This window comes from Ruegeria sp. L12, assembly GCF_056531745.1.
The window spans coordinates 81235-102672 of the sequence record NZ_JBQFMH010000008.1; the positions used below are offsets into that span (position 1 = coordinate 81235).

At 54.1% G+C, this 21438-nt stretch carries 25 protein-coding genes; 12 read left to right on the forward strand and 13 right to left on the reverse strand.

The window, feature by feature from the left end; genetic code table 11:
• Position 1: 1 nt before the first annotated feature.
• From ACR0K9_RS13815 to ACR0K9_RS13855, 9 genes are read left to right on the forward strand one after another with little or no spacing between them, the layout of a single operon-like run.
• Complete coding sequence (locus ACR0K9_RS13815) at positions 2 to 790, forward strand: SDR family NAD(P)-dependent oxidoreductase (protein WP_480823981.1); 789 nt, start codon at positions 2 to 4, stop codon at positions 788 to 790.
• Between the two features lie 22 nt (positions 791 to 812).
• On the forward strand, positions 813 to 1307 hold the full coding sequence (locus ACR0K9_RS13820) for a lactoylglutathione lyase family protein (protein ID WP_010437254.1): 495 nt from the start codon (positions 813 to 815) through the stop codon (positions 1305 to 1307).
• Positions 1300 to 2331 carry a C-terminal binding protein gene (locus tag ACR0K9_RS13825; protein WP_480823983.1) on the forward strand — a complete coding sequence of 344 codons (1032 nt, stop codon included), beginning with the start codon at positions 1300 to 1302 and terminating at the stop codon, positions 2329 to 2331. The genes ACR0K9_RS13820 and ACR0K9_RS13825 overlap by 8 nt, the downstream gene beginning before the upstream one ends.
• A gap of 12 nt (positions 2332 to 2343) precedes the next feature.
• The gene (locus ACR0K9_RS13830) at positions 2344 to 3033 is read left to right on the forward strand and encodes an RraA family protein (RefSeq protein WP_108861947.1); all 690 of its coding nucleotides are present in this window, start codon (positions 2344 to 2346) and stop codon (positions 3031 to 3033) included.
• Positions 3014 to 3934, forward strand: coding sequence for a 2-dehydro-3-deoxygalactonokinase (locus ACR0K9_RS13835; RefSeq protein ID WP_480823985.1), 921 nt, complete (start codon positions 3014 to 3016; stop codon positions 3932 to 3934). Before ACR0K9_RS13830 ends, ACR0K9_RS13835 begins: the two co-directional genes overlap by 20 nt.
• On the forward strand, positions 3931 to 4557 hold the full coding sequence (locus tag ACR0K9_RS13840) for a 2-dehydro-3-deoxy-6-phosphogalactonate aldolase (RefSeq protein ID WP_480823987.1): 627 nt from the start codon (positions 3931 to 3933) through the stop codon (positions 4555 to 4557). Before ACR0K9_RS13835 ends, ACR0K9_RS13840 begins: the two co-directional genes overlap by 4 nt.
• Positions 4554 to 5255, forward strand: coding sequence for an SDR family NAD(P)-dependent oxidoreductase (locus ACR0K9_RS13845; RefSeq protein WP_480823989.1), 702 nt, complete (start codon positions 4554 to 4556; stop codon positions 5253 to 5255). Before ACR0K9_RS13840 ends, ACR0K9_RS13845 begins: the two co-directional genes overlap by 4 nt.
• 9 nt (positions 5256 to 5264) lie before the next feature.
• Positions 5265 to 5783, forward strand: a complete 519-nt coding sequence (locus ACR0K9_RS13850) for a 2,4'-dihydroxyacetophenone dioxygenase family protein (RefSeq protein ID WP_480823991.1) — start codon at positions 5265 to 5267, stop codon at positions 5781 to 5783.
• Positions 5764 to 6177: a methylglyoxal synthase gene (locus ACR0K9_RS13855; protein WP_480823993.1), complete on the forward strand. Its 414-nt coding sequence runs from the start codon at positions 5764 to 5766 to the stop codon at positions 6175 to 6177. Before ACR0K9_RS13850 ends, ACR0K9_RS13855 begins: the two co-directional genes overlap by 20 nt.
• Positions 6178 to 6201: 24 nt before the next feature.
• On the opposite strand, the gene ACR0K9_RS13860 is transcribed toward ACR0K9_RS13855, so the two are convergent.
• The 4 genes from ACR0K9_RS13860 to ACR0K9_RS13875 all read right to left on the reverse strand — a co-directional run bounded on the left by ACR0K9_RS13860 (position 6202) and on the right by ACR0K9_RS13875 (position 10249).
• Positions 6202 to 7347 (reverse strand): alpha-hydroxy acid oxidase, encoded by a 1146-nt coding sequence (locus ACR0K9_RS13860; RefSeq protein ID WP_480823995.1) that lies wholly within the window; start codon positions 7345 to 7347, stop codon positions 6202 to 6204.
• A 45-nt stretch (positions 7348 to 7392) separates the two neighbouring features.
• Positions 7393 to 8676 carry a TRAP transporter large permease gene (locus ACR0K9_RS13865; RefSeq protein WP_480823997.1) on the reverse strand — a complete coding sequence of 428 codons (1284 nt, stop codon included), beginning with the start codon at positions 8674 to 8676 and terminating at the stop codon, positions 7393 to 7395.
• A gap of 10 nt (positions 8677 to 8686) precedes the next feature.
• On the reverse strand, positions 8687 to 9172 hold the full coding sequence (locus tag ACR0K9_RS13870) for a TRAP transporter small permease (RefSeq protein ID WP_480823999.1): 486 nt from the start codon (positions 9170 to 9172) through the stop codon (positions 8687 to 8689).
• Positions 9173 to 9250: 78 nt separating this feature from the next.
• Positions 9251 to 10249, reverse strand: a complete 999-nt coding sequence (locus ACR0K9_RS13875) for a TRAP transporter substrate-binding protein (protein ID WP_170546565.1) — start codon at positions 10247 to 10249, stop codon at positions 9251 to 9253.
• Positions 10250 to 10363: 114 nt separating this feature from the next.
• Between ACR0K9_RS13875 and ACR0K9_RS13880 the strand changes: the two genes are divergently transcribed.
• Positions 10364 to 11035, forward strand: a complete 672-nt coding sequence (locus tag ACR0K9_RS13880) for a GntR family transcriptional regulator (protein ID WP_480824001.1) — start codon at positions 10364 to 10366, stop codon at positions 11033 to 11035.
• An 867-nt stretch (positions 11036 to 11902) separates the two neighbouring features.
• Here ACR0K9_RS13880 and ACR0K9_RS13885 read toward each other — a convergent pair.
• From ACR0K9_RS13885 to ACR0K9_RS13895, 3 genes are read right to left on the reverse strand one after another with little or no spacing between them, the layout of a single operon-like run.
• On the reverse strand, positions 11903 to 12883 hold the full coding sequence (locus ACR0K9_RS13885) for a CobW family GTP-binding protein (protein WP_480824003.1): 981 nt from the start codon (positions 12881 to 12883) through the stop codon (positions 11903 to 11905).
• A 14-nt stretch (positions 12884 to 12897) separates the two neighbouring features.
• Entirely contained in the window at positions 12898 to 14364 is a 1467-nt protein-coding gene (gene gntH / locus ACR0K9_RS13890) for a guanitoxin biosynthesis MBL fold metallo-hydrolase GntH (protein ID WP_480824005.1), read from the reverse strand.
• 25 nt (positions 14365 to 14389) lie between these two features.
• Positions 14390 to 14608, reverse strand: a complete 219-nt coding sequence (locus tag ACR0K9_RS13895; RefSeq protein WP_480824007.1) for a hypothetical protein — start codon at positions 14606 to 14608, stop codon at positions 14390 to 14392.
• A 99-nt stretch (positions 14609 to 14707) separates the two neighbouring features.
• On the opposite strand from ACR0K9_RS13895, the gene ACR0K9_RS13900 reads away from it, so the two are divergent.
• Entirely contained in the window at positions 14708 to 16042 is a 1335-nt protein-coding gene (locus ACR0K9_RS13900; protein ID WP_480824009.1) for a tetratricopeptide repeat protein, read from the forward strand.
• A 33-nt stretch (positions 16043 to 16075) separates the two neighbouring features.
• On the opposite strand, the gene ACR0K9_RS13905 is transcribed toward ACR0K9_RS13900, so the two are convergent.
• Both ACR0K9_RS13905 and ACR0K9_RS13910 read right to left on the reverse strand, forming a co-directional pair.
• Positions 16076 to 17257, reverse strand: coding sequence for an MFS transporter (locus tag ACR0K9_RS13905; RefSeq protein WP_480824011.1), 1182 nt, complete (start codon positions 17255 to 17257; stop codon positions 16076 to 16078).
• Complete coding sequence (locus tag ACR0K9_RS13910; RefSeq protein WP_480824013.1) at positions 17254 to 18006, reverse strand: DeoR/GlpR family DNA-binding transcription regulator; 753 nt, start codon at positions 18004 to 18006, stop codon at positions 17254 to 17256. Before ACR0K9_RS13910 ends, ACR0K9_RS13905 begins: the two co-directional genes overlap by 4 nt.
• A gap of 85 nt (positions 18007 to 18091) precedes the next feature.
• On the opposite strand from ACR0K9_RS13910, the gene ACR0K9_RS13915 reads away from it, so the two are divergent.
• Entirely contained in the window at positions 18092 to 18640 is a 549-nt protein-coding gene (locus tag ACR0K9_RS13915; protein ID WP_480824015.1) for a VOC family protein, read from the forward strand.
• An 11-nt stretch (positions 18641 to 18651) separates the two neighbouring features.
• Here ACR0K9_RS13915 and ACR0K9_RS13920 read toward each other — a convergent pair whose 3' ends face one another.
• The 4 genes from ACR0K9_RS13920 to ACR0K9_RS13935 all read right to left on the reverse strand — a co-directional run bounded on the left by ACR0K9_RS13920 (position 18652) and on the right by ACR0K9_RS13935 (position 21404).
• Complete coding sequence (locus ACR0K9_RS13920; RefSeq protein WP_480824017.1) at positions 18652 to 19128, reverse strand: hypothetical protein; 477 nt, start codon at positions 19126 to 19128, stop codon at positions 18652 to 18654.
• A gap of 196 nt (positions 19129 to 19324) precedes the next feature.
• Positions 19325 to 20113 carry a nuclear transport factor 2 family protein gene (locus ACR0K9_RS13925; protein WP_480824019.1) on the reverse strand — a complete coding sequence of 263 codons (789 nt, stop codon included), beginning with the start codon at positions 20111 to 20113 and terminating at the stop codon, positions 19325 to 19327.
• 29 nt (positions 20114 to 20142) lie between these two features.
• Entirely contained in the window at positions 20143 to 20520 is a 378-nt protein-coding gene (locus ACR0K9_RS13930; RefSeq protein WP_171676639.1) for a DoxX family protein, read from the reverse strand.
• A complete protein-coding gene (locus ACR0K9_RS13935) occupies positions 20517 to 21404 on the reverse strand; it encodes an SDR family NAD(P)-dependent oxidoreductase (protein WP_480824021.1) in 888 nt (295 codons plus the stop codon). The genes ACR0K9_RS13930 and ACR0K9_RS13935 overlap by 4 nt, the downstream gene beginning before the upstream one ends.
• Positions 21405 to 21438: the final 34 nt, after the last annotated feature.

The following is a 21438-nucleotide window of genomic DNA, read 5'->3' on the forward strand; positions in this document are numbered from 1 at the left end:
GATGGATCTGGGGCTTAAGGATAAGCTGGTCCTGGTGACTGGTTCAGGTTCCGGCATCGGCAAAGCCACTGCCCGGGTCTATCTTGAAGAAGGCGCGCGGGTCATCGTGCATGGCCTGACCCAGACGGAAGTGTCCGACTGCGTCGACGACCTGTCATCTCTGGGCAAGGTCGAAGGCATTGCGGCCGACCTGACCAAGACCTCAGATGCAGAAACACTGGCGGATTTTGCCCGCGCGCGCGGGGCGGTGGATGTTCTTGTGAATAATGTCGGCATCTTCTCGGTCAAACCGTTCGAGGATCTCAAGGATGACGACTGGATGCATTATTTCAACATCAATGTCCTGTCCGCCGTTCGGATGAGCCGAATTTTCCTGCCTGACATGCTTGGCCGGGATAAGGGATCTATCATCAACATGGCCAGCGAAGCGGCAGTGAAACCGCTCCCTCAGATGGTGCATTATTCTGTCACTAAAACTGCCATGTTAGGTCTGACACGCGGCATGGCAGAACTGACAAAGGGCACGAAAGTCCGGGTTAACTCGATCCTACCTGGTCCGACCTGGACCGAAGGTGTCGAAGCCTATTTTGACGGTCTCGCGGATCAAAAGGGTGAGCCGCTCGATACGATCGTCGACAATTACTTCAAATCAGATGAGCCCACATCGCTCATACAACGCTTTGTCCAACCAGACGAAGTCGCCCGCATGATCGTCACGATCTCAGCAAGCACGGCCTCCAATGGTTCTGCGCACCGGATCGAAGGCGGCATCGTTCGCAACATTCTTTAACTTCTAACTGGAGGAGCCCTACATGGCCGCTCTCACTTTCTCTCACATCGGCATCACAGTTCCCGACCTGGAAAAAGCCGTGGAGTTTTATTCCAAGGCATTCGGCCTCTACGTGCTGATGGAACCAACTGAAATCCTGCATGACGAAAGCGCCATCGGTCAGATGTGCGACGATGTATTTGGGGAAGGTTGGGGAAGCTTCCGCATCGCGCATTTGTCGATGGGCGACGGTGTTGGCATCGAATTGTTTGAGTTCCCGAAGACCGTCGAAGAAGAACGCCCGTTTGAATATTGGCGGCGTGGCTTGTTCCATTTCTGCGTACAGGACGAGGATCTGGAAGGCCGCGTCAAGGTTATCGAAGACCTGGGCGGGCGCCAGCGCATGAGCCAAGTGCGCAAGTATTACCCAGGTGAAAAGCCCTATCGCATGGTCTATATGGAAGACCCTTTTGGCAACATTTTCGAGCTCTACAGCCACTCGTACGAATTGACCTATTCGGCGGGTGCTTATGACTGATCGCGCCGCCTTTCCCCCCAGAACGGACAAACCCAAGGTCGTGATCACCGATTACGACTTTGGTGATGTTGCCGTTGAGACGGAAATCCTGGAAGCCGCAGGAGCTGAGGTGATTGCGCTTCAGGCCAAGCGTCAAGAAGACCTGTTCGATGTCGCGCCGCATTGCGCAGCGATGATGAACCAATATGCCCGGATCGGGAAAGAAACGATCACGCGGATGCGAAACTGCGAGGTCATCGCGCGCTATGGCGTAGGCGTGGACATCGTGGATGTCGGCACGGCGACGGAAAAAGGTATCCTCGTCACCAATGTGCAAAACTATTGCACCGAGGAGGTCGCCGATCATGCGATTGCCCTTTGGCTGACCCTGGCGCGCAAGTTGCCTGACTATGATCGGGCCACTCATGCAGGGATCTGGAAATGGCAAAGCGGGCAGCCGGTCTACCGTTTGCGCGGGCGGACGATGGGTGTCGTCTCGCTGGGTAAAATCGGGCAAGCCATCGTGTCGCGGGCGCAATCTTTCGGGGTTACGGTCATCGCCTACGACCCGTATTTGCCAAGAGAAGTCGCGGCAAAGATTGGGGTCGAGCTGGTGAGCAAGCCCGAATTGCTGGCAAGGTCCGACTATATCCTGATGCAGGCACCGATGACGCCGAACACGCATCACTTTTTGTCGGATGCCGAATTCTCGGTCATGAAACCCGGTGCGATACTCGTGAACACCGGACGCGGACCAACGGTCGACAACAAAGCCCTATTCCGGGCGCTGACCGAAGGCCATCTGGCCGCTGCAGGGCTCGACGACCCCGAAGAAGAGCCGGCCAAGCGCGCCAACTGGACGCCTGATGACAACCCGTTGTTCACACTGCCCAACGTCCTCGTAACGCCACATGCGGCCTACTATTCCGAGGAATCCATACACGCAGCGCGGGTCACCGCGGCCACTCAGGTGGCTAAGGTCCTGACAGGGCAAAACCCCGACTATACCGTCAATGCCGACGCATTGGCCGTATCTACCGCATAACAGGAGACAAGAATGCCAGACGTCAGCACGGACCTCAGGGTTTTCAATGATTTTGAAAGAAACCCGGAACTTCTCAAAAAATTCGACAAGGTGTTGGAGGCGTACTCTGCCGCTGCCATTTTTGCGGATGTGCAGTACCGAACAGGCGTGATGGACAGCGCCATCAAACCCGCCTTCCGCGCCAAGGTGACAGGCCAGGCCGTGACGGTTCAGCTTTCAAAAGGCGACCTGGTCGACCCATTGCGAGCGCTTGAAATGGGACAACCCGGGGACGTGATCGTTGTGGACGCGGGTGGAGATCGTCAAACGTCGGTCTGCGGCGGTTTGATGGGTGGTCTGGCCAAGAACCGTGGCATTCGCGGTATGATCGTCGATGGCACCGGGCGCGACACAGATGAGTTGGAAGACATCAACTGGCCAATCTGGACGCGCGCGATCACGCCGCGCGGAACGCACACGATGTTCTCGGAACGTAAAGAAGAACTTTCGATTAATGTGCCCATTGCCTGTGGGGGCGTCGTCGTAAACCCCGGAGATTTCATCGTAGCTGATCTTATGGGCGTCGTTGTGGTTCCACAGGAAATTGCCGAAGAAACCGTGCGCCTTGCTCAAGAGCAGGCTGACCGTGAAGAGGAAACCCGTAAATGGGTGGCCCAAGGCAAAACCGTTGAGGATCTGCTGAATGAATTCGGTCGCATCTGAGCCAGCGCTGATCGGCGTAGATTGGGGCACGTCATCGTTCCGTGCATTTCTAATCGGTGCGGAGGGCGAGGTGATCGATGGGGTCTCGTCGCCTGAAGGCATCATGCAGGTTGCGGGGCAAACCTTTGACGCGGTCCTTGATCGTCTCATCGGCCCTTGGGTCTCCAACACTAACCTGCCGATCCTGGCATCCGGCATGATCACCAGCCGCAATGGCTGGGTCGAAACGCAATATGCCGAAATGCCGCTGGGTGCTGGCGGTCTGGCGCGGGCGTTGGTCCCCCACCAAGCGGCCAACGGAGCGCGCATTCACTTTGTGACTGGTGCGTCGACAGAACATGCCGGAGGACCCGACGTAATGCGCGGCGAGGAGACCCAGATTATCGGGGCATCTTCGCTCGGTTTAAGCGAAGGTATGTTCGTGATGCCGGGAACGCACAGCAAATGGGTTCAGGTTGCGGATGGGAAGATCGTGGATTTCTCGACCTACATGACAGGTGAGATCTTTTCGGCGCTGAAAGAACACACGATCCTTGGCACATTGATGAAGGAGGACGCCTTCAGCGAAGACGCATTCGTGATGGGCGTAAAGGCGGGCCTCAGTGGTGAGTCGAACCTGCTGCACAGCCTGTTTCATGTTCGGACGCTTCCTCTCATGGGCAAAATCCCAAAGGTTGCCACGGCCGACTACTTGTCGGGCTTGCTGATCGGGACCGAGGTTGCTGCCGCGACCGGTGCATTAGAAGACGTCGGCACGATCACTGTTGTCGGACGCAGCGACTTGTCCGACCGATACGAAATAGCGCTTCGAACTGCAGGTTTCGACAGCCGTCGCGCGCCAGATGACATCGTTGCGAAAGGGCATTTTCTGATTGCTCGCGCTGCGGGGTTGGTTGGATGATTGACCTCACCGCAGCTCTGGCTGAGAACCCGCTGATTGCGATTTTGCGGGGGCTGGCACCAGAAAATGCGCGCCCGGTGTCTGACGCACTTTTTGATGCCGGGTTTCGGAACATCGAAGTGCCGCTCAACTCACCGGACCCGCTGGAATCGATTACGCAGATCGTTGCGAAACATGGTGCTCAAGCCATCGTCGGCGCTGGCACTGTGTTGACTACGGATCAGGTCGCGGCGGTTGCTGATGCAGGCGGGCGTATCATCGTGTCGCCCAATATGAACCCGGACGTCGGGCGCGCGGCTGTCGCTCGGGATCTTTATTGGTGTCCAGGAGTTATGACGCCCTCCGAGGCCTTTACGGCGTTGGATATCGGAGCATCGGTCCTCAAATTCTTTCCGGCGGAAATGGTGCCGCCAGCTGCCATTGCTGCCATGCGCGCCGTATTGCCTGCAGACGCAGTCGTCGCTGCGGTAGGGGGCATAACGCCGGATACGATGGCGTCGTATCATGCCGCGGGTGTAGATGGATATGGGTTGGGCTCCGCGCTGTTCAAACCGAGCTATACATTGGGTGATATCGGAAGGCGCGCGCGCGCCTTCACCAGTGTATTGGAGGAACTTGGATGAAACAGGCCCTAGTAACGGGCGGTACGCGAGGGATTGGTGCGGGTGTTGCACGGTCGTTGGCAGACGTAGGTTGGTCCGTCATTGCCGCATCCGCCTCCCAATCCGAATTGGATGCATTCGAGCCTCAGGACGGGTTAAAGGTGCAGCTCTTGGATGTCACCGACCAGACGTCCATCAATGATGTATTCGGCGAACTCACGGGTCTCGATGCCTTGGTGAACTGCGCAGGTATTCTTTTGCGTGGCGAAGAATATGACATCGACGTCTTCGCCAAGGTGCTCGATGTGAATCTGACAGGCACCATGCGCTGCAGTCTTGCCGCGCATCCATTGTTGGCTGAAGCGAGTGGGGCCATCGTCAACACCGCCTCTATGCTCAGTACCTTTGGTGGGCCTTTGGTTCCGGCGTATTCCGCTTCTAAGGGCGGCGTGGCACAGTTGACCAAGGCGCTCGCAGGTCGCTGGGCTGAAGACGGTATCCGGGTCAATGCCATCGCGCCGGGCTGGATCGAGACAGAGATGACCCAGGGCCTTCGGGAAGACGCTGAAAGAACAGCGGGGATCATGGCGCGTACGCCAATGAAGCGCTGGGGGAAACCCGAAGAGGTCGGCGCGCTTGTGCAATGGCTTTTGAGTGAAAACGCCAGTTTTGTGACCGGATCGATCTATCCGGTCGATGGCGGCTATCTCGCTATGTGAGGAAAATCCATGAATGACGATGACACCGCCCGAATGCCATATCGATTGCCATTCCCCAAGGATGCGCAAGACGAGATCGTGATCCCGAATGCCATGAGTGAGGACGACAGACTGTGGGTTCCGCAGGCAGAGAACGTCTGGTTCCGACCGCTCTGCCTGAACCGCTCGCAAGGTTATTGGATGAACCTTCTCAAAGTGCGCAAAGCAGGTGTTCTTTCGCGGCACCGCCATCCACAGCCAGTCCACGGTTTTGTCCTGAAAGGGCGCTGGCATTATCTGGAACATGATTGGGTTGCGGAAGAGGGGGGATATGTCTTTGAGCCGCCGGGTGAGACTCATACTTTGGTCGTTCCCGACGATGTAGAAGAGATGGTCACCTATTTCCAGGTCAATGGCGTGATGTGCTATGTTGATCCGTGGGGCAAGGTCACTGGCTACGAAGATGTCTTTACCAAGATTGATCTGTGCCGAAAACATTTCGGGGAAGTCGGTCTTGGAGAAGATTACGTTGAACAATTCATCCGGTGATGCGCCGCGTTTCGCGCTTGTAGCGCATGATGCGCGAAAGGGCGAAATCGTCGAATGGGTGGGTCTGCAATTGGCCCGCCTGTCCAGAGTACAAATCTTTTCGACTGGGACTACCGGTAGTCGTATTAAGCAAGCCTATCCAGAACTGGATGTGACCTGCCTTAAAAGCGGACCACTCGGAGGCGACCAACAGATCGGCGCTATGATCTGTGAAGAGAAACTGGATGCACTGATTTTCTTCGTCGACCCTCTGTCGCCCATGCCACATGATGTCGACGTTAAGGCTCTGACCCGTCTCGCAACAGTGTATGATCTGCCAATGGCATGTTCGCGCTCAACCGCGGATCTGATCGTCAAGGGGCTGATTGACGAGGGTGACAACGCGCCTGCGTGATACGCCACGCGCCGCAAGCGCCGATCAGCCAGTTCTCAGAAGGTGCTCTGCCAGACTGCCGAGGTTTTCGCTGCCGAGCTGGCTCATGTTGGCCTCAATGTCAGCCTTCAGGATGTGAACGAGATGGTCGACCCCTCGTGCTCCGAACGCTGCAACGGCATATTGAAAGGCGCGTCCGACCATGACGAAATCTGCACCTTTCGCCAGTGCGCGCATGATGTCCAATCCCCAGGCCACGCCGGAGTCGTAAATCAGTGGCACATTTGTTCCGACTGCTTCGCGGATGTTCGGGAGTTGGTCAATCACAGCGGGCCCGGCTTCGAATTGACGCCCGGAGTGGTTTGAGACCCAGATGCAATCCACGCCCTCGGCCACCATTTTTTGCGCGTCCTCCGGCCGCAGAACACCCTTGACGATCAGGTGACCCTCCCATTCCTGCCGTAGTTCGCGCAGGTAGTCCCAATCTGGAATCCCACGGATCAGAGCGCCTGCATGGGTAAAACTTTCTCGTCCGCGGGTCGGGACGTAATCGTCAAAGAACCGCATACGTGGCATGATGCCCTCGCGAAGATGTGCAAGGCACCAGGCGGGTCGTGACGCCATTTCTCTCAGCGTGCGCAGGTCAGCTTTTGGAGGCACCGTCAGATTGGCGCGGCGTTGTCGTTCGCGCCGACTCTCTTCTGGAACGTCCACCGTGATAATCAGCGTGTGAAATCCCGCTGCCTTAATCCTCGGCAGCATCGCGCGGCGCAAATCGCTGGAGTTCACCGGGTAATGCTGAAACCATCCATTTTTGCCAATGTAAGGTGCCACATCTTCCGGTGAAGCAACCGCCACGCTCGACAGCGAAAACGGAATGTTGTGAGCAACCGCTGCCTTTGCAAGCATCCGCTCTGCTCCTGCCCACATTAGGCCGGACATGCCTACCGGTGCTATCCCGAATGGCAGATCGTAAGTTTGACCCATCAATGTAGTCTGCAGGTCGGCCTTTGTTCGGCCGCATAGTACACGCGGCATGAATCCGATGGCATCAAGTGCGTCCCGGTTGACCTTCAACCCCAGCTCCCGGCCGGTCGCGCTGTCGAGGTATTCGAAGGCAAACTTCGGAATGCGCTTTTGTGCGGTTTTCCGAAGGTCTTCTATCGACGGGTGGGAAAGGTCCAGATCCATCCGGGTCCTCTGTTCGTTGTCTAACGTTTGAAGCTCCTCAGTCGGTTACCAAAGGGATGGCAGAGCCAAGGAAATTGCGGGCACATAGGTGATGAACATCAACAAGATCAGCATTCCGACAAAGAATGGCAGGATTGCCCGGCTGAGGCTTTCGATGGAAACCTTCGAAATGCTGCTGGCCACGAACAGGTTCACACCCAATGGCGGTGTGCAGAACCCAATGGCCAGGTTGATCGTCAAGATGACACCAAAAACGATCGGATCGACACCCAGCGCGGTTGCAACCGGCAGCAGGATCGGCGTCATGATGATGATCGACGAAATCGTCTCCATGAACATTCCGATCACCAACAACAGCAGATTGATCAGCAACAGGATGATGATTGGGTTGTCGGACAGGCTGGTGATCGTTGTTGCGAGCTCTGTCGGGATTCTTGCGAGCGTGATCAACCTGCCAAAGGCGGTCGCCATGATCACCAATATCAGAATGGTCCCGCTGGTCTTTGCACTGCCCGCCAAAACCTCTGGCAGGTCCTTGAGGGTGATGTCGCCATAGACGAATATGCCGATGAAAGCGGCATAGACTACGGCCACGGCACCGGCTTCGGTTGGGGTGAAGATACCGCTGTAGATGCCCCCAAGGATAATTACCGGCACCAATAGCGCCCAGATGGAAGACCGGAAGCTCTGCCAGACGCCCGGGCCTGAGAACGTAGTCGTCGATTGCTGAACAACCTCGTCCTTTCGCAGCAGAACACGAGCGACCAACATGAACATGAGGGCAAAAAGGATGCCAGGAACAACGCCTGCAAGAAACAGTTTGCCGATCGAAACCTCGGCAGTAACACCATAGATGATGAAGGGAATACTTGGCGGGATCATTACACCGATCATTCCTGAGGATGCTGTCAATGCGCCGCTGAATTTGCGCGTATAGCCGACCTTTTCCATCTCTGGGATCATGTTCGACCCGATGGCGGCTACGGTCGCAGGAGATGAGCCGGATATGGCGGCAAAAAACACACAGGCGAGCACGTTCACATAAGCCAGCCCACCCCGGATATGACCGATCAGCGCATTGGCAAATCCAACCAGTCGGCGAGACATTCCGCCGTGTTGCATCAGGTCGCCTGCCAATATGAACAGAGGGACGGCAATTAGAGGAAAGGAGTCCGCGCCTGTTACCACCGACCGTGCCAGAAGAACCATGGGTGGTGTGCCATCTACAAAGACCATCACGATCATAGTGGCCAAGCCCAGACAGATGCCAATAGGCACGCTGAAGAGCAATAGGGCAAAGAGCGTCAGGAAGAGCGTTGTTGCAAGCATGCCGGGTTCCTCACGCTTTGGTTCCTGCGATCAGACGCAGGGTTCGGAACAGATGTTGAGTGACGCGGATCGCGGACAGGCCCGCGCCAATCGGCGCCGAAGCATAAAGGATCGGAATCGGTAGCCCCAAAACGACCGAAGTCTGGCTGGCGACAAAAGGCTGTCGGATTAGCTTGATGCATTCAATTGTCAGAACGATCAGAAATCCAAGGACAAGAAGCCCGATCACAACATCCGCGTAAAGCCTTGCGCGCTCGCTTAGGACATCACGCAGGACTGTGATACGCACATGATCGCCTGTGTGGAACGCATAGCTGACGCCAAGCCAGACAAACCATACAAACAGCCAAAGCGTTAGCTCTTCGCCCCATGAAAGAGAGGCATTCAGAATGTAGCGCATGAACACATTGCCAAAGATCAACAAGACAATCGCGGCCAAAAGTGCACTGGCTAAGACCTTTTCGGCATTCATATCGATCCATTTGATAACCGACACCGTTCACCTCCCCTTGAACGAAAGGGGCACCCGAACTTTTATGGCACGGGTGCCCGCATTGGCTGAGTAGTCCGAGGGTCAGCTTCCGCTCGCTGCGGAAACCGCTGCTACCCAGTCGTCATAGGCTTCAGCGCCAACCTCGTCGCGATACTGCAGACGGACGCTTTCGGTTTTGTCTGCAAAGGCTTGTCGCTGCTCGGCAGTCAGTTCCAGAATCTCGACACCAGCAGCACGGATCTGTTCCAGCTGTTCCGCATCTTCGCTTGCGACCAGTTCCGCCTGATAGTCACGTGCGGCGGCCATCGAGTCCCGCACCAGTTGCTGATGCTCTGCGGACAGCGAGTCAAAGAACGGTTTGGAGATGACGGGCATATAGACCGCAAAGACATGGCCCGTGGTCGAAAGGTATTTCTGCACCTCGTAGAAACGCTGTGATGTAATGATCGCCAGGGGGTTTTCCTGGCCGTCGATCACGCCTTGCTGGAGAGCAGAATAGACCTCACCAAAGTTCATTGGCGTCGGGTTGGCCCCGAGCGTCTCGAAAGTCGCCACATGCGCCGGAACCTTCATAGTACGCAGCTTAACACCCTCAAGATCTGCGGGGGTTGCAACCGGACGGACATTGTTGGTCACATTGCGTACACCCAATTCAAGCCAGCCAAGACCTACCAATCCCTGGTTTTCGACCCGTGCAAGCATGCCATCACCAGCATCACCATCAAGAACATCAAAGGCGATGTCCTTGGAGGAATACATGTAGGGCAGTTCAATTACTGCAAAAGCCGGATCCCAGCCCGCGAAGAAAGAGGAAGGAGGAATGGCCATTTCCAGAACGCCGGTTTGAACACCTTCGATCATTTCGCGATCAGGGCCCATCTGCGACGAAGGGAATATCTGTACGTCGATCTCACCATTCGAGCCAGCTTCGACCAGTTCTTCAAATTTCAGTAGCGCGCGATGCATATGAAACGCTTCTGCTGCGCCATGCCCAACCTTAATGACTGTTTCAGCGGATGCTGCAAAAGCAAGCCCGGCTGACATGACGACGCCAAGCGCCAATGTTGATTTCTTGAACAAGGTTTCCTCCCATGGATCTATTTTTCGATCTATTATCTGAGATATCAGATATAATATAGAAATCAAGCTTACTTGTGCTATTGTGTTAGAGAGACGAAATAGGACGAAGTGAAAATGACCGAGATTTTGCAGATTAAGCGACCGGATTCTTTGAGTAAAACTGCTGAAGAGCATATACGAAAAGGCATTATCAATGGCACGTTTCAATTGGGTGAATCGTTGCCGGAAGTGAAGCTGTCAAATGCCATGGGCATCAGCAAAACTCCGATTCGCGAAGCTCTATCAGCTTTGAATCTTCAGGGGCTCGTTCAGATCTTTCCTCATCGAGGAGCGTTTGTATTCTCTCTTTCTCAAGAGGACGTGGTGCAGCTTTGCCAGTATCGGCTCATCCTAGAATCTGCAGCTTTGGAGCAGGCGCTTGAAAAGAACCCGTCGGTTCTGATCAATGAGCTGGCTACAATTGTTTCTAAGATGTCAGAAGCGCAGGAAGCGGATGAATTCGAGCAGTATTTGGAACTTGACGCCGAGTTTCACGACGCGTTTTTCAGGTCCTGCGGAAACAGTTATCTGCGGGATGGATATCAAAAAGTCAGTGATATCGTCCAAACTATGCGGACACATCTGTCCAAGCGTTCCAATCGAACGAAGAAATCTTACAAGGAACATCAAGCGATCACATCGCTATTGGGCGAGGGTAAAGTAAAAGCAGCAACGAACACCCTCAAACGTCAAATCACACGCGGTGAGCGTTCTTACTCCGATTTGGTTGGTCTAAGGCAAGCATAGGTGCCCACCATTTGGTCACGATGTTCACCAAAAGCGCATCTGGCAGCAAATCTAATGCCGCGTGCGTGGGCAACATAAGTTCAAAGTGGCGGAGTTGGGCTGTTCTGAGACATGGGCCGTGGCCACGATTAGAGGGCGGTTTTTGTGTTGGGTCAGAAATGCTTGACGATTGGGTCAGAAATGAATGACGTGATTGGCCGATTTATTGAGGTTTTGTCTGTCGATTGAGTCAAATATCAGTGACGTTCCACACCCCTTGTCAAGATTTTTCTTTGCCAGCGAAAACAAGCACTTAGAAAAGCACCTCTATTTTCGAGGCAATTTTTGCTACGACTTTTGCTACGAAGTCGGTCGGTATCCACTATCGTTTTATGATCAGCGGCATCCTTTAGGGATTACCACGTCCTGAGACAGATAGCAGACATTGATGCATAGCGCAGCATCAGTCGAATTGGGCTCTCCTGGCATCTTCGCCGCGATCTGCGCCGAGGGCCGGTCTGATATGGATGGACTTTCGCTGCACGCGGCATGAACACGAAAGACGCGGACCAAACCGCTATTCGCTTTCATCCGCGCAATGCCTGCATCCGGTAGCGATATTCACTGAGGAAAGGCTCAACTATTTGGGAAACAGAAAGGTAGCCACAAGTCTCGCGCCCCAATCCCAGCAAGTATGGAGCAGCGTAGCAACCTGAGGTTCATAGGCGGTCTCCTCTTAGCAGGCCGTTTTTTCATGGGTGGCTTGCACTTGAGATCGCCAGGTTGGCAATGACGTCAATGGCCCACTCACAGTCCCCGCCGCCGAACTGGATGAAATTATCCAGCACGGTTGACTTAATAGCCAAGATACTTGATCGAACATGGCTTTCAGACTGTCTCCATAAGCGTATCCGAAAGCACATCCTCGGAGAACGCCCCCGGTGCGCCTATTGCGACAAGCCTTGTTTCGGGTTTGCGGCCACCCCAAGCGCCATCACGTGCGATGTCCATACGTTTTCCAACGACCTGAACAAGAATGCGATGATCTGGATCCTCCTCGCTAAAAACAAAGCCCTTGAGGCGATACACATCGCCCGGAAGCTTTCGAATTGCGCTCCGGAGAGAGGATAAGCTTATCGGGCGTTCAGCTTTCATCATAGTTGTTGAGAAGCTGTCTGAGTGATCAGAGGCGTAGCAACCACAATCCGGTCCATGTTCGTGATGATCGGGTATTTCTGTTTGTAGCTGTTCGGCGGCAAAGCGACCGACTGAAAGAAGTATATCCAGTGGGACGTCCGCATTGACAGCTTCGACCAAACGATAGCGACGGAAGCGAGACGCGAGCCAATCGTGCACTCTTTGAACAGCGGCCCTGTCGACAAGATCGACTTTGTTCAGAATTACCATGTCCGAGAATGCAATTTGTCGGAGCTTCAACTCCATTTGTTCCGGCGCAGCAAAAAGCTGTTCCGCATCGACCAGACACATAAGGCTGTCCAAGCGGATCATGTCCCGAAACTTCTGATCGGTAAATGTCATCGCAATTGATGACGGATCCGACACTCCACTTGCTTCAAGGACGATGTATTCCGGTTTCTCGGGCCGGGCGAGAACGGCTTCCACCGTTTCGATCAAGTCATCTCGTATCGAGCAGCAAACGCACCCATTCGCGAGGCTCATGACGTCATCTTCGAGGCCGACCACCAAGTCTGCATCGACGTTTATGGATCCAAAGTCATTTACAAGAACCGCAACCCGCAACCCGTGATTGCCTGTTAGGATCCGGTTCAAAAGTGTAGTCTTACCGGCTCCAAGAAAGCCGGTAAGGATCGTTACGGGGATCGCAGAAGTCGAACCAAATTCAATCATTGTTCGATCTCCTCTCAGTCTTCATCACGCGAGCCGATTACATCCGAAACTTTGATGGTAAAGTCCTGCGGCCAGTCCCCGCCGGGTGCTCGGAAAACGTCAGTTGGGTAGTATTCGCGTGGATCGATCTCCATATCACGGTACTTCTGGTCTTGCTGATCTGCTCGGGTGAGCCTCGGATTCGGTAATGTGATTTCATCCGGAAGCTCAATACGCCCGGCCTCGGCTGCCGCAGCCAGTTCACGAAATGGTGGCACAGTACCGGATTTTCCGGGCAGTGCAGCTTTCCTGTACCAGATTGCATCCTTGGTCACGTTCACAACGGCTACATCGAGACCCCATTGGAACAGACCGTCGTAGTGGGCGCGAATACCAGCCAGCATTTCAGCGTCGATGTCTTCGTCCTGGGTATAGTGTGTCACCATTCCCAAACGCGGCCTTGTGTCAGCAAAGAGCTTACCAACGGCATAGTGGGAGGTGTGATGCGTATCGATAGTGTAATTAAAGAGATCCTGTGGGATACCGTATTTGTAGGTCATCAACTGACCAATATCCTGTCCCGACATTTCGGTTACAAAGACATCAACACCTTCGCCGTATTTCCGTGAAAGCTCATCCGGGCGTCCATCGCCGGTCCATACAAAGCTCAGACCGTTCCAATCGAGCCGATAACCAACTGCGCCGTCCTTGGCATGACTGCGCGGCCAGGACCGAACAGTCACACCGTCTTGGTTATAAACGATGCCACCTTCTTGGCGGAAATCGAACTCGTTGACCTCGATCTCATAGCCGTCACCAATTGGGAACACGTCGAAAGCTTCAAGATGCCATTTGAGCATCTGTTGCATACCTTTAACCATTCCTGCTGTGCCGAGTTCGGGCGTCCGACCAGAGGGACCATGGATGCGCAATGGTGTATACCCTCCAGACCAGGCCCGGAACGGATAGATATAAGGAATGTCGGCGTAGTGGTCGACATGCAAATGAGAGATGAAGATATCGTTGATCAGTTGCCCCGGCACTTGCATGGCAATGATGTTGCGGACACAACCGGATCCAAAGTCAAAGAAGAACCGTTTTCCATTCCCCAACTCCACCATGATGCAAGTACCCGCCTGATCTTCACGCGGCGGATATGGTGTTGAGCCACAGAATGAGATGCGCATCTCATCTGGCCCCAACTCCTCACTAAGTGGAAAATAGTTCGCATTTGAACCAGTCATGTACTTCGTCGGACGGAAGTACTCCGGCAACGAGATGCCGCCAGCGGGTCGACCACCGTATGGGTTCCTTAGTGTTTCTCCCAAGGGGCCGTCTCCTTGGTGAGCCTCAGCACTCCCTGCCGCTAACCCAGCCGCCCCTGTCGCAGCCGCTCCAGTGGCCAAGCCCTTAAGAACACTCCGTCGTGACGGGTCTTCAATTTGATCTGACGTCTGAACCTGTTTGTCGTCTTGGTCTTTTCTATTGTCTTCTTTGGCCATGGATTGGTCCTCAGTTAGAAGTGTCTCACATATTGCGCTTCAACATGCGGCGAAGCTCATTGATGAGTTCAGATTTGATGTGGGCCCATTCGGCGCGCTCTGAGGCCGTGATCGATGCGTCTTTCGAAAGCGCAGATGCTTTCTTCAGGTCTTCGATGACCTCGCCGAGTAGCGCATCCGTTTCCATGCGCCTCGACAGCACATCGGAAAGTTCTGGAATTTCTTCAATCAGGTCCACCGTCACTGGAAAAATCCCGACGCCCACTATCCATTCTCAAATCAAGATGAGTGCGGTTGACCGCAAAGGCCAAGTGAGTCACCGTGAGCTGGGGGTGAGTTGACATTGAACAAATCCAACGATTTGCTAGTAAATCAACATGTTGAACAGCCTTCTCCGGAACTCATCCGGGAAGCTCTGAGTCGAATCGTATCAAGCGACGGGTTTCAAGCTTCACCCCGACTCACGCAATTTCTCACCTATATAGTCGAGGAATCTCTATCTGGTCGAAGCACTCAGATTAGAGGCAAAGCTATCGCTGTTGAGGTCTATGGGCGGCGCATAGATGGTACTGGTGGTCAAAACCTGGTTCGCGTTGAGGCAAGGCGGCTGCGTCGTCTTTTGCATCAGTTCTACGAAGATCACTGGGACGGCAATGGAGTTCGCATCTTTGTTGACCCCGGCGGATACAAGCCGCGGTTTTCCTACGTACCTACAAATGAAGATCGCACATCGAGTGCGTGGGACAGCGATGAGCCTGATGAGCGTCGGCGTTCGCTGAAACTGCTGCCAGCCGGACTGGGTGTTCTTGCATTAGTCGCCGTGTTTGGAATCTGGACGAGCCAGGATAACAGGGAGGTTGTGCCAACAACTCGATCCATCGAAGAAGCAGAACGTGTGGCGCTTGGTGAACAATCATTGACAAGACTCCAGGCTGCCAACCTTGCGGACCAAGCCCGAGGCATGTTTTTTCCCGTATTTGATGTCAAACGTCAGCAAATAGCACTGGGAATGTTCCAGCACGCGATGGAACTCGACCCGGCTCTGTCTGATGGCTATGCTGGATCAGCGCAGGTCCTGGCGATCCTAGCAGTGTTGTCGCCGGATGAAGCACAAAGGGAGGATCTCTTCAACCAAGCCTCAGAAATGTCTGGAATAGGGCTTGAATTGTCCCCCGTCGATGCATGGGCAAACGGCGCAAATGGTTGGGTGCTGGCTGTCAAAAACCAGCCAAACGAGGCATTGAAGTACGCAAGAATGTCCGTCGAACTGGCACCGAATGATGGCCATATTCTCGACCTTGCAGGTATCACCGCCATCTTGGCTAACGCCCCGGAACTTGCTGCCGAGGTTAGCAACCCGGAGAGGCCCAAATCAGGCTCTGGTAGGTTTGGTGCGAGAAACATCTGGGGCGTTTCGCAACTCATGCTCGGGAACTACGAAAATGTTGTTGAAGCCTTCCAGGGCGCACCAGCTGCCGGAGCGCCAGTCAGTGCTCCTTCGCTCTTATTCCAAGCTGTTGCGTACGATCAGTTGGGAAATTCAGAAGAGGCACGACGGCTCGTCGCTGAAATGCACGGGACATGGCCTGAGTTTCCGTCCGAGTTTCTCGCCGACAGGATTTTCCACAACGACGTCAATACGCGGAATATGATACTGGAAACACTGAGTAGGTACTGACGAAAATTATCGAGACTGTTGCCTATGCTGGGTTCAGACTTTTGCCACCAGTCTTGCGAAAATCGGAACTGATACCATGAGCAGCGCAAGAATCCAGAATGCCGTCGCCAGTGTCGATGCCCCAGATATGAAACCAATCAATGCTGGCCCCATAAGGATGCCTGCATATCCCGTTGTAGTAACCGAGGCGATAGCAATCCCCGGTGGCATCAAGTTTTGACGTCCAGCAGCGCTGAATAAGATCGGCACCACATTCGCGGCTCCGAGCCCAATCAAGACAAACCCAAGCATGGCAACAACCGAGTTGGTCGATAGCAGAATACTCGCGATACCAAGAACTGCGATTGATCCGCCAACCAGCAGAACGAGATATTCCCCACATCGCTCAACAATTCGGTCACCAGTCAGGCGGGCTAATACCATTGCGATTGAGAACAATATGTAGCCGACGCCGGCGCTTTCGGGTTCGGTGAGTTCAAGATCAATGATCAGAAGAGCGCCCCAGTCCAGCAGAGCACCTTCGATCAAAAACGTGATTGCCGCCAAAATGGCTAAGAGCAGAACAACCCCGCGCGGAACGACAATGGGTTCCGGATCCTTGCCACTGACCTCCAGAAACCGGGAGCGGGCCAGCAGCATTGAAGCCAATGCCACGATAGCCCCCACGATGGCACAAGCCAGAACTGGGATGGACAACGACAACAACAGTGTAACCAAACCAGCTCCGAAAAACCCACCAATACTGAACTGGGCGTGAAAGTTCGACATAAGTGGGCGATTTTCGATAGCTTCAATTTCCGCGCCATGAACGTTCATTGCGACGTCGATGGTTCCAAGTGATGCTCCGAAAACGAATAAAGCTGCACCCAAAGCTATTGGCGTTTGCGATAGTGCCAGTAGGGGAAGCATGGCGATCAGACCATAGCCTCCAAGCAAAATAAGTGGACGCGCTCCACTGCGCGCTGCCAAGACACCGGTAATCGGCATGGCGACTATAGATCCAAATCCAAGACAAAGCAGGAGTAGCCCAAATTGCGTTTTGTCGACGTCAACGGATTCTTTGAAAAAGGGAAAAAGGGGCGCGCAGCAGGCCAGGGAAAAACCCGCCGTAAAAAAAGCCAAACGTGTGGCTAAACGCGCCGAGTTTGTAGCCGAATGATTAGTCGGCAGGCCAATTCTCGGGGTCAGTTCACTTGCACGAGAACTGTCGGTCATTTGGTCACCACACGCGTATGGGGCGCGAGCAAATCTGTTGTCGCGTTGTGTGAATCTGTGACAACGGCATCTATCTCTGGGAGCGCTACTGTTCGATGACGGGCTCTGAGGCCGATTTTCGCGTGACTAGTCACAACAATAGTGCGGCTTGCGGCCCGGTGCATTGCCTTCTTCATCATGGCTTCTTCTGCATCGTCCGAGCTTAAACCGAACTCTGCCTCTAGTCCGCACGCTCCCAGAATCGCGACATCTGCCGCGACATCCCCAACCCGTTCGATTGCGGAGTCTCCTGTCGCAATGCCGCCTTGCGGCCTTAGGCTACCACCCAAAACATAGACCGGAACATTCTTTTGCTGGCAGGCAATCGCAATCCAGGGCGACGGTGTGATCACAAGGCGACCCTCTTCGTGGGGCAGGTGTTCGACTATGGCTAGTGTTGTCGTGCCTCCATCGATCAGGAGTGTCGCCGCACTGCCTATCTCTCGGATAGCGGCCGATACCAGCTTCGCGTCAGGCGCGACATCTCCCGACAGTCTTTTATGCAATGGCGGTGCCGGAGTGGACAAAGGCACTGCACCACCGCGAACGCGTTGGGCCTTTCCCTCTGCTTCGAGGGCGAGAATATCCCGCCGGATCGTATCAACTGACACGTCAAATTCTTGAGCAGCCTCGACCGCAATGACTTGTTGACCTTCCTGCAAGCGCCGAGCCAGTTCGAGTTGACGAGTGTCTGGGACATTCAGATTCATGCAGAAACCTTCAGAATATTGCAATAAACCGCATAGGTTGCTATGCGACGCCCGTCAATACTGAAAAGATGTGAGCGAGATTGGGATGAAATTGAACCACATTGCTCTTTGGACAACAGACTTGGAGTGCTCCTCGAAATTTTGGGTAGAGTTTTTTGAAGCGGAACTCAGCGACAGGTATGAGAGTGTGAATCGCCTCGGCTTTGCCTCCCGCTTCGCCACGTTGCCTATCAGCACCAGCCTATTGGAACTGGCGGGGCTGGGCATTTTCCCTTGGCTGTTTTCAGAAGAGTTCAGACAGGGCTACACCGACATCACTTGCGTGGTTGCTCCGGTTGCTATTCAGGCCGGGCGGGTCAGTTCAAACTCCATCGTCATTGAAACGGGATCAGTTCAGTTGGTGGCCAGGGGGCAAGTGGACTGGCTGAACGATAGCATAGCGATCAGAGCAGAGCCCCGTCGCGTTGGCAAACCCCTATCTCGAAGCGCCTGGCCCTTTGATGTGACGGGCCAACTTTCGTCGCCAAAGTTCAAGCTGGATGTGGGTGGGTCGAGAAGCAAGGCTCCAAAAGGCGCTGATGAAATGCCTGCCGATAGGCAACCTTGTGTACCGGACATCAATCAATTGGAATAATCGGGCGCGTCCTAATTCTTCAGCGGTTCCGGCTGTTCGGCCTGACACGCCAGAACGGCCTCAATGGCTTTTGCAGACCCGCTGAGATCAAGCTCCACCTCGGCCCCACTTTCACCAATGATCGTAACGCTTTGGCGTTTTCCAAACTCGGTTACAAATGCCGGGTTGTCGAAAAATGCGTAGCCACCGGGCACTCCATTCTTGAAGACACCAACCGCTTCACCTTCGAATTTCGCATCACCAAAGTCGAACTGTACGACCCCAGTCGCGCCGTCCTCGATTTGAACCCAGGCCGGATTGTAAGCTGCAAAAAAGCCGCCGGCCTCATTAGGTGCCGCGCCGATTTCAACGGTCATGTCATTTTCAAAGAGCTTCCACGCGAGACAGCCGTTTCCCTTTTCGGGATCAATCAGGATTGTCCAGTCCCCGGATTCGCCCCACCGTTCCATACCGGCGGCCCACACCGCGCCAGTGGAGATCAATGCCATTGCTGTCAGCGCCAACTTGTTCATTCGATGCCACACACTTGTTCCGAAAGTAAAAAGGTGCATTCAGAGTATCGCGCGGGGTTAATCAAATACAACCATTCAGCTTCTGGAATGTTGAGCCGACGTCAATACGCCCTAGCCCTGAAAAAGCAATCATCTTAAACCCCTACCAGAGAAAATAGGACTGCCTCCTCCCCTAGAATTTGCCAGAGTTGTTCCAAGTCTCTTTCGGACCGATCTGTTCCTGAACATCCCAATGTTCGACGATCTTCCCACCCTTGAGCCGGAACAAGTCAAAGACGGCCCAATCGTTCTCGTCTTGTTTTACATGGCTATAAGCAACCACAAGATTTCCTTGGCCGAGTAGTCGGTGAACTTTGACGTATTGCGCGGTTTTTCCGCCACTTGTCATCTCTCCAAGATGCATGGAGAAAGCTTCCAATCCGCCGTCTATTTCTGGGTTGTGCTGAACGTATTGCTCGGTCGATATGTAGTCAGTCACAAGATCGGTACGCCCTGCCATCAGGACATTGTCGATGAACCCTTGCACCACGGTCTTGTTGGCCTCGGTGAAATCGAGATCTTCGATTTCGGTTGGGCCATCCACCATGCTGCGGCCCGAGACGGTTGGCCACTTATACGCGGCAATCACATCCCAATGCTCGATGATTTTACCGTCTTCGTCGGTATCAAAGATATCGGCCGTCACCCACTGCGCTTCACCACCGTTGAGGCTTTGATACACATGTACGAATACAAAGTTTCCATCCTCGATGGTGCGCAGAACCTGAACGTCGCGCACCGGATTCCGCTCAAGAAAAGGCGTGAAGAACTCGATGAAACCTTCTTTACCGTCGCTTACACCCGTTGAGTGTTGCGTGTAGCGATCCCCGGTATATTTATCGAGCGCTTCAACCATTTTGCCGTCTCGAATGCCTTCCAGATAAAGGCCCTTGGCATTTGCCACGCGGATACTGTCAGTCACAACATGCACTCCTGTGTTATGAATTGCTTTCAGCTAATACCAACAATGCTCAACACCGTTTCACGGCCAGACCAAACTACGAAAGCGGACAAGGTGCCTGTGACCATGGCGGGAACGCCTTCTTTCCAGGTATCCCAGATCAGATGACAACCAATTGCACCGATAGACGTTCCAAGAATAGCCAACGCGCCTAAAGTTCCGACCCAGGATCCCTGAAACCAGATCGCGACTGCGCCCAACAATTCAACCACGCCGACCAAGGCCATGATCTGCCGGTTCAACCCATACTTGATGAACATCGCCAGTTGGGTTTCGAAAATGAACTTCTGCCAGCCAAAGATCTTGATCGAGCTTGCGAAGAGGAAGAAGACGGACAGCAGTCCGACGAAAACGGTGATCATATTCATTCCGCAGCCTCCTGAACCGGGAAGGAAAAATCGGCGCCGAGAGCGTTCTGAATCCTCTCCTGCTTGGTGGCTACGGCAGCATTCATTGCGCTGGCCAGAGCGCCAATGTCCGACGGGTCGACGACAGTTCTCAGCGGTCTTTTGCCGTAGGGCAGGTTCAACAGGTCGGCGATGGCATCGGCAACCATTGCAGGGGACGCCTCAACAAAGCTTTTTTGCGCCAACCCCATGAAGCGACCGGCTATCGCCTGTGCTTGTTCCAATGTTGGGCCGTATCCAGCCATGCGTTCCGGTTCATCCGTTGGCGGCGATTTTTGCATGATGCCAGTGTCAAATGCGCCGGGTTGAACGATAAGGGATTCCAGTCCCAAAGGAGCGAGTTCAAGGGCATAGGTCTCGGCGACCAGTTCCAGCGCCGCTTTACTGGCTGAGTAAAAACCGCTCATCGGCAACGCAAACCGCGACATGTCACTGGTGATGCTGATCACCGTGCCAAAGCCCTGGACGCGCATATTGGGAAGGATGGCGCGTAGAACACGAACCGGTCCCAGCACGTTCACATTCAGCATGTTCTGAAACCGAACCGCAGAAATGGTCTCGTTGAGCCCTCCAACATAGATCCCTGCGTTGTTAATGACGACATCAAGTGGGCCATTCAGCTTTAACATCAGATCGGCGATTGCGCTGTCTACGCTGCCATCACTGCCGACATCCAGTTCAATGGATGAAATCCGCGCAGATGCCGCCTCTAGGCTGGTCGCCACTTCGGCGTTTCGCCCCTTCAAAGCACGCATTCCGGCGAATACAGAATGACCTTCGTCTGCAAGTCTGATGGCCATTTCTTTTCCGAAGCCGCTGCTGGCCCCAGTGATCAGAATATTCATCTTTCTTTTCCTCTTGTGGTCGAGAGGAAGATGG